This is a genomic window from Nannocystis sp. RBIL2 (genome assembly GCF_026626745.1).
GTDB lineage: Bacteria > Myxococcota_A > Polyangia > Nannocystales > Nannocystaceae > Nannocystis.
Map to the genome: position 1 here is coordinate 1,081,622 of NZ_JAPNJW010000001.1, position 11,660 is coordinate 1,093,281.

The 11,660-nt window shown below is 73.8% G+C and carries 5 protein-coding genes; 4 read left to right on the plus strand and 1 reads right to left on the minus strand.

What is annotated here, in order from left to right; genetic code table 11:
- Window positions 1-151: 151 nt before the first annotated feature.
- The gene (locus OV090_RS04360; protein ID WP_267702198.1) at window positions 152-700 is read left to right on the plus strand and encodes a hypothetical protein; all 549 of its coding nucleotides are present in this window, start codon (window positions 152-154) and stop codon (window positions 698-700) included.
- Between the two features lie 90 nt (window positions 701-790).
- On the opposite strand, the gene OV090_RS04365 is transcribed toward OV090_RS04360, so the two are convergent.
- Window positions 791-2,734 carry a hypothetical protein gene (locus OV090_RS04365; RefSeq protein ID WP_267702199.1) on the minus strand — a complete coding sequence of 648 codons (1,944 nt, stop codon included), beginning with the start codon at window positions 2,732-2,734 and terminating at the stop codon, window positions 791-793.
- 449 nt (window positions 2,735-3,183) lie between these two features.
- On the opposite strand from OV090_RS04365, the gene OV090_RS04370 reads away from it, so the two are divergent.
- The 3 genes from OV090_RS04370 to OV090_RS04380 all read left to right on the plus strand — a co-directional run bounded on the left by OV090_RS04370 (window position 3,184) and on the right by OV090_RS04380 (window position 11,657).
- Complete coding sequence (locus tag OV090_RS04370; RefSeq protein WP_267702200.1) at window positions 3,184-7,608, plus strand: cation-translocating P-type ATPase; 4,425 nt, start codon at window positions 3,184-3,186, stop codon at window positions 7,606-7,608.
- Between the two features lie 570 nt (window positions 7,609-8,178).
- Window positions 8,179-10,317 (plus strand): DUF1592 domain-containing protein, encoded by a 2,139-nt coding sequence (locus OV090_RS04375; RefSeq protein ID WP_267702201.1) that lies wholly within the window; start codon window positions 8,179-8,181, stop codon window positions 10,315-10,317.
- Window positions 10,317-11,657, plus strand: a complete 1,341-nt coding sequence (locus OV090_RS04380; RefSeq protein ID WP_267702202.1) for a DUF1552 domain-containing protein — start codon at window positions 10,317-10,319, stop codon at window positions 11,655-11,657. The genes OV090_RS04375 and OV090_RS04380 overlap by 1 nt, the downstream gene beginning before the upstream one ends.
- The last annotated feature ends 3 nt before the right edge of the window (window positions 11,658-11,660 follow it).

The window sequence follows — 11,660 nt, forward strand, 5'->3', positions numbered from 1 at the left end:
GGGACCTCGCGCCGGGGAGGCGGCCGGCGAGGACCTCGCTGCCCGCACAGCAGCCTCGGCCGCTGCGCTCGCCGACTGCGAGTCAGCCCCCGCGACGTGCTATCGCGCAAGAAAGGTCAGCTGCCGTCTCCCACCTGCTAGACCTGTTGTCATGTCCAAGACCTTCTCCGGCGATCGTTGCGTCCCGTGGCTCTATTCGCAGGCGGGCGTCCGAGTCGAGGGTGAACCGAAGTCCGTCGCGCCGGCCGTCGACGAGGTGCGCGCCCGGGTCCCGCGCAAGGCCGCGCTCGGCCTCAAGTTCGGCGGCATGGTCGGCCTGTTCGCCGCAGCCATGGCGCTGATGGCGGGCGCGCGTCCGGCCAAGGCCGAGGGTCAGCCTGCGCCGGCAGCCTCGGTGCGGGCGATCGCCGGCTACACCCTCGGCGGCCTCAGCATCGCCTCCTTCGCCGTCGGCCGCCGCCTCGACCGCTCCGCCCCCGCGCTGGCCGTCCTGTGCGCCGCTCGCGGGGCCGAGCTCGACGACCACCAGCTCGCCGCCCTCGCCGGCGACGCCCGCAAGCGCCTCGCCGACGCCGCCTTCCCCGAAGGCCAGGTCTGGCTGATCTCCGAGGCCCCGCTGGCCTCCGAGCCGCGGGCCGAGGCCGACGCCCTGAAGGTGCGCTGCTTCGCCCCGGTCCAGGGCCGCATCGTCGAGGTCTGACGCGCCTGCCCCTCGGGACATGTCTCTGAGTCGATGCCCGGAGGGGCATGTCCTCGCGGACATGTCCAAACGCTCAGGCCGCTCCGCGCCTCAGCAGCCCTCGGCCACGTCCGTGAGCAACAGGCTGGCGGCCGGCTCGACCGTCTGGTAGCTCGCGTCCGGGTGGTGCTCGACGCAGCCGCCGACCACCGTCCCGGCGGCGTCGTCGTCGAGGTCGAACACGATCGTCACAGGGTCGTCGTCGACGAAGCGCGAGTCGGTGACCGTGAACACCCCCTGCGGGTTGCCGTGGACCTGCGCCTGCGTGCCCGAGCCGCCGCGCTTGTGCGGGCCCTGGCCGACGCACTGCTCCATGGCGATCTGGCCCCACAGCCGGAAGTTGCGCTTGTTGTCGACCGCGACCGCGCGCAGCAGCGTCGTGTCGCTCGACTTGAGGTCGTAGCCGCCGTCGGTGTTGCCGGCCGCGTAGGTGTCCTCGAAGCGGATCGCGTGGTTGTCGCGCTCGGTCGAGAACCCGTCGGCGTTCCAGTAGCCCTCGACGTCGACTTGATGGTGGTTCAGCATCACCGCCCGCCGCAGCGTCACGTGGTGGGCCGTCTCGTACAGCGTCACCCCGGTCGAGAACGATTCGAACGGCTGCGCCTCCGAGTCGCCGAACACGTCCTCGAGCAGCACCTCGTTCGTCTCGTACTGCAGCCGCGTCACCGCGCGGGCGTAGCCGCGGACCGACACGTCCTTCATCACCAGGCCGGTGATCGACGCGTCGGTGTCGTTGCCGCCGACGAAGTTCTCGAGCAGGCGGTGGACGTTGGTGGCGACGATGTTGTCGAGCCGCAGCCCCGCGATCGGCTGGGCCACGCGCCAGCAGCCGTTGCCCTGGTCGGCGAAGCCGAGGTTGACGAAGTGCAGGTGGTCGGCGCCGCCCGTCAGGCGGAACACGGTCCCGCCGATCGCCCCCTCGGCAGTCCACGGGTTCGCGCGCGAGCCGACGATGCGCGGCCGCCCCGGCGAGTGCCAGTCGGTACCGACCCCGCGGACCACGATCGGCGCCTCCGCGGTCCCGCCGCTGGAGATGAAAATTTCGCCCCCGGCCTCGTAGTCGCCGGCGTGGATCCACACCTCGTCGCCGGGCGCCGACGCGGCGATCAGCGCCGCCAGCTGGCCGAGCCCGGCCGCGTCGTCGACGCTGTCGCCGCTGCCGCCGCCGTCCGGCGTGATGTGCCGGACCGCCCCCGCCGGCCCGTCGCGCAGCCCCCCGTCGCCGAACAGCTCGAGCGCCGACAGCAGCGGCATCTCGCTGCCCGGCACGCGCACCAGCTCGACGTCGAGCCACGCGTCGGCAGTGATCTCGACAGTCACCGACCCGCTCGCGTCGCCGGCGGTCAGCGCCGACACGTCGATCGGCTCGCCCACCGTCGCCCCGTCGATCCACAGCTGCGCCAGCCGCGTGCCCGGCCCCTGCGACGGCCCCGAGAAGTGCAGCCGCAGCTGATACGCGCCCGGTTCGACCGGCACGCTGTAGCGCAGCTGACCTGTCCCTCCGGCCAGCTCGGGCGGCTCGACGCGCCCGGTCGCCAGCACCTCGAGCGGCAGATCGACCGGCACGCTCGGCCCGGCGACCACCGCGTCGGCGGCGAACACCTGAGTGTCCGGGCTGGCGCGGTACGGCGACTCGGGCCCGTCGTCGGCCAGGAACTCGCCGACGGCCGGGCCGCCGACGTTGATCCGCAGCACCGGCGGCCCGAGCTCGACGCCGGGATCGCCGGTCGTCGACGTCCCGGTGGTCGGCTCGCCGGTGTCCGGAGTCGTCTCCGCCGCCGTCGTCGTGCCCGTCTCGCTGCCGGTTCCCGGCGAGCTCCCGCTGGTCGGCGCCGAGTCGGTCGAGGTCGGCTCGCCGCCCGTCTCCGTCATCGTCGAAGTGTCGCTGCTCGTCGCCTCGCTCGTCGTCCCGTCGGTCGTCGCGGCCGGATCGCCGCCACACGCCGCCAGCCCGAACACCCACGCCATCCTCGCCCGCGCCCGTCTCGCCGCCATGGCGAACATGGTTTCCCGCGGCCCTGCGGCCTGTCAACGAGTCGCCCTGAACCCCCACCCGCGGGCCGGAGGCCGCGCGCGACTGGAGACGTATCCTCGAGAGACTGCCGAACCGGGCTGTCCCGAAGGTCAGCCTCGCACCCCGCGCCGCAGCGGCGCATGTCCTCGCGGACAGATGCACCTGGCCCCGAGGACATCCCAGCATCCGAGGAACCTGTCCGGGAGGACATCCTCGTATCCAGCGAACCTCCGAATCCACGAACATCGACATGTCCCTTCGGACATGCGATAACTCCTCGCTCGAGCTCGCTGTCTCCGACCCGCCGAGCCTGCCGCGCGCGGGGCGAACGCGAGCCGCGGCCGCCGGCGCCGCCGGGGCACCCACCGGCCATCCTCGCCGCGCGGCCATTTTCTCCGGCGTCTTCGCGCACCCGGCCCATCTTTCGCGCGTGGGCCTGTTCGATCGCCTCGCCTCGATCCCGCCGCTGCGCCCGCCCTCGTGGCTGCGCACCGCGGTCAACCTGTTCGGTCATCGCCACCGGCGGACCTGGACCGACGGCGTGCGGGCGCACATCGAGCTGCGCGCGCTCGACGAGGCCGACTTCCAGCGGTTCGCCGACGCCGTCGAGGCCACCTTCGAGGGCCTCGGCGGCGTCGGGGGCGTGCGGATCAACGGCCTCGTCGGCCGCGCGATCGTCGACTACGACCCCGGCGTGTGGACCCCCGACACCCTCGCGCGGATCGTCGACGCCATCGAGCTGCGGCTCGGCCTGCACGACCTCCCGTTCGCCGAGACCATCCCCGACTACCCCGGCGATCGTGAGCCACTCCTGCGCAAGGCCGTCGACCTCGGGGCCGACGCCTTCGGCGTGGTCCTCGGCAGCGCCCTGCGGCTCGTCGACTTCGCCCCGAGCCGGGCCGGCTTCGACCTCGCCGCGCTGATGACCGTCGTCGACAACACCCCGCGGCTGCGCAAGCTCCTGGTCGACCGGCTCGGCCCGGCCGCCACCGAGGTCGGCGTCGGCATCACCAACGCGGTCGTCCAGGCCGTCGGCGCCGGCCCGATCGGCCTGCTCGTCGACATGGTCGTGCAGACCGTCAAGCTGCGGGCCGAGCGATCGCGCTGCGCCGCCTGGACCGAGCGCGAGCACGAACTGTGCGGCGACCGGGGCGCGCCCGCGCGGCTCGCTCCCCTGCCCGCGCGCGAGCGGCCGGTGCCGCTGCCCGACAGCATCATCGAGCGCTACGCCGACGACGCCCTGTTCGCCTCGCTCGGCGGCTTCGTCGTCGGCATCGCCGACACCCACAACCTCGAGTCCGCCCTCACTCCGCTGTTCGGCGGCCTGCCGAAAGCCGCCTTCTACGGCCGCACGATCTTCGCCGCCGAGCTCGGCGTCGCCCTCGGCCGGCGCCGCTGCCTGGTCCTGCGCAACGCCGCGGTGCGCCTGCTCGACCGCGTCGACACCCTCGTCGTCGACGCCGGCGCCCTCCTCACCGACGCCCGCACCATGGCCGCGGTCGTTCCCGCGCCCGGCGTCGCCCGCGAGCCGGTCGTCCACCACGCCGGCATGTTGTTCAGCGAGGACGACTGGTCTTCGGTACATGTCCATGAGGACTGGTCGATCGGCCCGCCCGCCGCGCTCGCCCCGCTCGACTGGCGCGGCCCCCTGCGCGCCGCAGTCGACGGCTGGACCGGCGACTCCCTGCTGCTCGCGCACCGCGGCGAGCCGGTCGCGGTGGTCCATCTGCGGCCCGCGCTGCGCCGCGGCGCCGACGCCCTGCTGGCCGCGATCCGTCACTCGCGCCTGCACTTCGTGCTCGCCTGCGACGACCCGGCGCTGGCGCGCGTCCTCACCGCGCACGAACGGATCGCCTCTGCGCACCTGGCCGACGCCGTCGACGGCCTGCAGCGCCACGGTCGCGTCGTCGCAGTGCTGTCGGCCCGCGATCGCGTCGCCCTCGGCGCCGCCGACGTCGGCCTCGGCCTCGCCCTCGATCCCGCCCACCCGCCGTGGACCGCCGACATCCTCCTGCGCGACGACCTCGCCGACGCCACCTTCGTCGTCGACGCCTGCGTCGTCGCCCGCCAGGTCGCCGAGCAGAGCGTCGTCCTCGCCGGTGTCGGCGCCGCGCTGGGGGCCGCGCTCGCGCTCGGCGGGCTCAAGAAGACCCGCCCGCAGCAGGTCATGCTCGCCACCTACGCCGCCAGCGTGGTCGCCCTCGCCAACGGCCTCCGGCGAGCTGTCCTTTTGGCCAGGCGGCCGCCCCCGCCCGCGGTCGATCCGACCCCCTGGCACCGGCTCGCCCCCGACCTCGTGCTCGCGCGCCTGGGCGCCAGCGAGGAGGCCGGCCTGCCCGACTCGCTGGCCGCCGAGCGCCGGCACGAGCCGCCGCGGCTGGCCTCGCGACCGGTCCGACTCGCCCGCGCCGTGGCCCACGAGATCGTCAACCCGCTCACCCCCGTGCTCGTCACCGGCGCCGCGCTCTCGGCCGTCACCGGCTCGTTCCTCGATGCCGGCCTGATCGCCGCGGTGTTCGGCTTCAACGCGGTCATCGGCGGCGCCGAGCGCTACCAGGCCGAGGGGGCCATCGCCGCCCTCGCCGACCGCGAGCGCCCGGCCGTCCGCACCCGCCGCGGCGGCCGCGAGCGCCCGATCGCCGCCGACGAGTTGGTCGAGGGCGACCTCGTCGAGCTGCACGCCGGCGAGGTCGTCCCGGCCGACTGCCGCCTCCTCGCCGCCGACGACCTCGAGGTCGACGAGTCGAGCCTCACCGGCGAGTCGCTGCCGATCGCCAAGGATCCCGCACCCTCCTACGCCGCCGCGATCGCCGATCGCAGCAGCATGCTGTACGAGGGCACCGCGATCGCGGCCGGGGTCGCGCGCGCCGTCGTCGTCGCCACCGGCCCCGACACCGAGGCGCGGCGCGGCCTGTTCGCCCTGCGCGAGCTCAGCCCCGAGACCGGCGTCGAGGCCCGCCTGCGCAAGCTGACCGAGAGCACTTTGCCGATCGCCGGCCTCAGCGGCGCCTTGCTCGTCGGCGCCGGCCTGTTCCGCCACCAGGACATCCACAGCCTCATCGACCTCGGCATCAGCATGACGATCGCCGCGGTGCCCGAGGGCCTGCCGCTGCTCGCCACGGTCGCCCAGCTCGCGGCCTCGCGGCGGCTGTCGCAGCGCGGCGCCCTCGTCCGCAACCCGCGGACCGTCGAGGCATTGGGTCGGCTCGACGTCCTCTGCGCCGACAAGACCGGCACCCTCACCGAGGGCCAGATCCACCTCCACGGCCTCGCCGACGCCGAGCGCAGCGCCGCCCTCGGCGACGGTGAGCCGCCCGACTGGGCCCGCGCCTTGCTGGCCGCCGCCTTGCGCTCTTCGCCGCCCACCAACGGCCATCTGCCGCACCCGACCGACCGCGCCATCGTCGACGGCGCCACCGGCGTCGGCGTCGTCCCCGAGCTCGACGTGCCCGGCTGGCAGCGCCTGCACGAGATGCCCTTCGAGCCAGGTCGTGGTTATCACGCCGTCCTCGGCACCACCGACGCCGGCCTGCGCCTCACCGTCAAGGGCGCGCCCGAGGTCGTCCTGCGCCGCTGCGACCTCGACGGGGCCGAGCGCGACGCCGTGCTCACGCGCGCCGAGGAGCTCGCGGGCGAGGGCCTGCGGGTCCTGGCGATCGCCGAGCGGCCCGCCAGCGAGGAGCGCGACCTCGACGACGCCCGCATCGATCGCCTGCGCTTCAGCGGCTTCATCCTCCTCAGCGATCCCCCGCGCGCCTCCGCGGCCGCGGCGATCACCCGCCTGCAGGAGGCCCGCGTCGACCTCATCATGATCACCGGCGATCACCCGCGGACCGCCCGCCGGATCGCCGACCAGCTCGGCCTCCTCGGCGGGCGCGACGTCCTCACCGGACCTGAACTCGAGGACATGTCCGATGAAGCACTCGACGCCGCCCTGCCCGACATCGGCGTGATCGCCCGCGCCACCCCGGCGCACAAGGTGCGGATCGTCAAGGCGCTGCAGCGGGCCGGGCGGGTGGTCGGCATGACCGGCGACGGGGCCAACGACGCCGCCGCGATCCGCCTGGCCGACGTCGGCATCGCTCTCGGCGCCCGCGCCACGCTGGCCGCCCGCGACGCCGCCGATCTGCTGGTCGTCGACGAGCGCATCGACACCATCGTCGACGCCATCGCCGAGGGCCGGGCCATGTGGTCGGCGGTGCGCGACGCGGTCGCCATCCTCACCGGCGGCAACCTCGGAGAGATCGGCTTCTCGCTGCTGTCCGGCCTGTTCGCCGGCAGCGCGCTCAACGCCCGCCAGCTCCTCCTCGTCAACCTCCTCACCGACGTCGCCCCGACCATGGCGATCGCCTTGCGTCCGCCCGCGCCCGAGAGCCTGCGCCACCTCCTGTCCGAAGGGCCAGAAGTCGCCCTCGGCGAGGCCCTCGACCGCGACATCACCCTGCGCGCCATCACCACCGCCGGCGGCGCCGGAGCGGCGTGGATGGCCGCCCACCTCCTGCCCGGCGGCCGCCGGGGCGCCTCCACGGTGGGCCTGCTCGCCCTCGTCGGCACCCAGCTCGGCCAGACCCTCGTCGCCGGCAAACTGAGTCGCGAGGTCGTCATCACCGGCCTGGGCTCGCTCGCGGTCATGCTCGCGATCGTCGAGACCCCCGGCCTCAGCCACCTGTTCGGCTGCCGCCCGCTCGGACCTGTCGGCCTCGGGATCGCCGCCGCCTCGGCCACCACCGCCACCGCCGCCTCGGTCGTCGGCCCGCCGCTGGTCGCCCGCGCCCGCGCCCGCCTGGCCGCCCGCCGCCCCCGCCCCGAGCCGCCCGTGGACGTCGAGATCCGCCTCGGCAAGTCGGCCGCGTGATCCACACATGTCCTCTGGGACATGTGACTCTCGCGGACCCGCGCCCGGTCGCCATCGGCTCGCCGCTCCCCCGCGCCGCCTCGCATGTCTTTCAGGCCAGCTCACGCAGACGGCCTGCGAACGAGTCCGCGCCCGCGGTCGCGCTCCCGCGGCCGGCCCGGCGCCGCCGCGCATGTCCTTCGGGCCAGCTCATGCCAATGACCGGCGAACGCGAACGCACCGACCCGCTGCCGCGCTCCCGGCTCGCAGCCCGGCACCGCCGCGCATGTTCGTCGGGCCAGCTCATCCCGTGCACCCCCCAGCGGGCCCACAGCCGCGCCCGCGCAGACCGCGGTAACGCGGCAGTCCCGCGCCACCCGCGTCTGTCGGGGACGACAGCCGAGCGCTCCCCGTGCGACCTCGCCCTTCCGCGTCCTCCTGCCACGCCGCAGATCGATCGGGTCGCCGCCCGCACCCGCGGACCGTCTCGCCGACGCGCCGTCCTTCGGGTGAACCGCGGTTCGCTCTTCTCACCCGTGCAGAGCCTGGCTATGGTCGCGTCTGGTCGATCCTTACGCATCGGCGCCGTCCATGCCTGCACCACTCGCTCTGCTGTCCTGGCCCGCGCGCGATCGTTCGTCGGCGAGCCCTTCACCACCCATCCTCCTCGCCGGCGTCCTGTCCGGCGCCCTGCTGACGATCGGCTGTTACCGCGACGACGGCCCCGCGCAGGCCTCCACGGCCACCACCGGCGACAGCACCGGCACCGCGTCGACCGCCGCCGACAGCACCAGCGGAACCGACGACACCACCGCCGGCGACGACGGCCCCGAGCAGCCGGTCCAACCGCTGCACCGGCTCAACCGCCTCGAATACAACAACACCGTGCGCGACCTGCTGGGCACCAAGCTGCGGCCCGCCGACGCCTTCGGGCCCGATCCGGAGGCCAACGGCTTCGACAACATGGCCAGCCAGCTGCACATGTCGGCCACCCTGCTCGACGCCTACGACACTGCCGCGCGCGACGTCATCGCCGACGCGCTCGCCGATCGCCCGGCCTTCGCCGCCGACTTCACCGGCGACGCGCTGACCGTCCCCGCCCCCGGCTACTCGATCGGCGAGCTGTGGGCGCTCAGCGGCAACGTCCTCAGCGTCCAGGTCAGCGTGCCCGCGGCCACCGAGGCCCAGATCGTCCTGCGCGCCGGCGCCGGCGTCGGCGGTCCGGCCCCGGCCGCAGAGGCCCGGCTGCGCGTCAACGGCGTCTCGCTGCCGGTGTTCGCGGTCCAGGGCAGCTCGGCGATCCCCGCCGAGCACGTCCAGCCGATCCACCTCACTCCCGGCGTGCACACCATCGAGGTCATTCCGACCAACTGGGTCAACCTCCCCGCCGAGAACACTTTTAATAACATCTTCGTCGCCGCCCTCGGCGTGCGCTCGCTCGAGCTGGCCCCGGGGCCAGGTCACGACCGCGTCTACGTGTGCGCGCCGCAGGGCGAGGGCGACCTCGACTGCTACGCGCACATCGTCAAGAACTTCGCCTTCCGCGCCTGGCGGCGCCCGCTCGCCGCCGCCGACGAGGTCGGCCTCGTCGACCTTTTCACGCGCCTGCGCGAGCAGGGCGAGACCGCCGACGAGGCGCTGCGGTTGGTCATGCGCGCGGTCATGCTGTCGCCGCGGTTCTTCTACCGCGCCCGCACCACCGCCGACGCCGACAGCGATGGTTGGCTCGACGACTACGTGCTCGCCAGCCGCCTGTCCTACTTCCTGTGGAGCTCGATGCCCGACCAGCGGCTGTTCGACATGGCCGCAGAGGGCCGGCTGGCCACCGACGAGGGCCTGTCCGAGGCGGTCGCCTTCATGCTCGACGATCCCAAGGCCAGCGCCTTGCTCGACGGCTTCGCCGAGCAGTGGCTGTCGACGCGGCACCTGCAGAGCTTCAGCCCCAGCCCCGACAAGTTCCCCGGCTTCGACGACGACGTGCGCGCCGCCATGACCGCCGAGTCCAAGCGGTTCTTCGGCGACTTCTTCAGCAACGGCCTGCCGGTCGCCGCGCTCCTCGATCCCGACTTCGCCTACCGCAACGATCGCCTGGCCACCCACTACGGCCTGCCGCCGGTCGGCTCGAGCGAGCTCGTGCGCATCCCCGTCGGCGACGACGAGCGACGCGGCCTGCTGACGCTCGGCGCCTGGCTCACCGCCACCTCCGACGCCGAGCACTCCTCGCCGATCCGCCGCGGCCGCTGGTTGTCGGAGAAGCTCCTCTGCTCGCCCGTCGCTCCGCCGCCGCCCGGCCTCGTGTTCGAGCCGCCCGACCTCGGCGGCGCCGGCTCCGTGCGCGAGGCCCTCGAGAAGCACCGCTCCGATCCGACCTGCGCCGGCTGTCACGCCCTCCTCGACGTCCTCGGCATCGGCCTCGAGGAGTACGACGGCGTCGCCCAGCCGGTCTTCGATCCGAACCTCGACAACCTCGGCGAGCTCCCCGACGGTCGCACCTTCGAAGGTGCCGCCGAGCTCGCCGCGCTCTACGCCGACAACGAAGTGTTCGTCGGCTGCCTCACCCGCAAGCTGTTCACCTACGCCGCCGGCCGGCCGGGCGCCCTCTACGACGCCGACTTCCTCGAGGAGATCGCCGTCACCGCCACGGCCGAGGAGTACAACCTCGGCGAGCTGATCGACGCCATCGTCCACACCCCGGCCTTCCGCTCGCCGGCCGCTCTCGGAGAAAAGTGATGTCCGTGTCTCATCGATTCTCGCGCCGTCGCTGGCTGCTCGGGGTCGGCTCCGCGAGCCTCGTCCTGCCCGTGCTCGAGTACTTCCGCCCCGCCACTGCCAGCGCCGCCGGGCCCAAGCCGCGCCTGCTCGTCTATTACTTCCCCAACGGTCGCCGGCCCGAGTGGTGGGTGCCGCAGCTCGTCGACAACCAGCTGGTGTTCCCGGCCCAGTCGTCGGCGCTGCAGCCGTTCGCCGACCGCGCCCTCGCGTTCGAGAACCTGTCGAACAACGCCGCCATCGCCAGCCCCGGGGCCGCGCACGCCATGGGCACCGGCACCATCATGACCGGCCGGCACATCGTCGACCTCAGCGGCAACGGTCAGAACGGGGTCTCGCTCGACCAGCTGCTCGCGCAGCAGCTCGCGCCCGACACCCGCTTCAAGTCGCTGCAGTGGAGCGCCGGCGAGCCCGGCCCGTGCGACGTCGGCGGCTCCTCGTGCGCCTTCACCCAGAGCATCTCGTGGACCGGCCCCGGCTCCCCGCTGGTCGCCACCATCGATCCGAGCGCCGCCTTCGAGCGCCTGTTCGGCGCCGGCGTCGACGGTCTCACCGGGCCCCCGGCCGACCTGCGGCGCCAGACCAAGCAGTCGGTCATCGACTTCGTCCGCGACGACGCGCGCGTCCTCCAGCAGCAGCTCGGCAGCGTCGACCGCACCACCCTCGAGGCCTACTTCGACGCCCTCCGCGACCTCGAGCTCAGCCTCGCCAGCAGCGGCGCCGAGTGCTCCGCCGATCCGCAGCCGCCGGTGCCGGGGCTCGACTACGCCGGCCGCGTCGACGCCTTCCACCAATTGATCCGCCTCGCCTTCCTCTGCGACCAGACGCGGATCATGAGCTTCATGATCGAGTTCGGCCTGAGCTGCCGCTCGCACGACTTCCTCGCGGCCCCCGGAGGTCACCACGCCCTGTCGCACTTCGGCGATCAGGCCGCCAAGGATCGGCTCGAGAAGGTCGAGACCTGGCAGTGCCAGCAGTTCGGCGCCATGCTCGGGCTGCTGCGCGACACCCCGGGCACCACCGGCGCCAGCCTGCTCGACGAGACCATCGTCCTGGGGATCGCCAGCATGGGCGAGGGCAACGGCCACGACCACGGCCACAACTGCCCGATGCTGTTCGGCGGCGCCGGCGTGCTCGCCACCGGCAACCGCAAGCTCGCCTACCCGGTCGACGCCCAGCCGCCGCTGACCAACCTGCACGTCACGCTGCTCCGGGCCTACGGCGTCGAGGGCAGCTTCGGCTTCGACGGCGCGGTGTTCGGCGACGACGGCAACGCCACGATCGACGGCGTCCTGCTGTGAGCG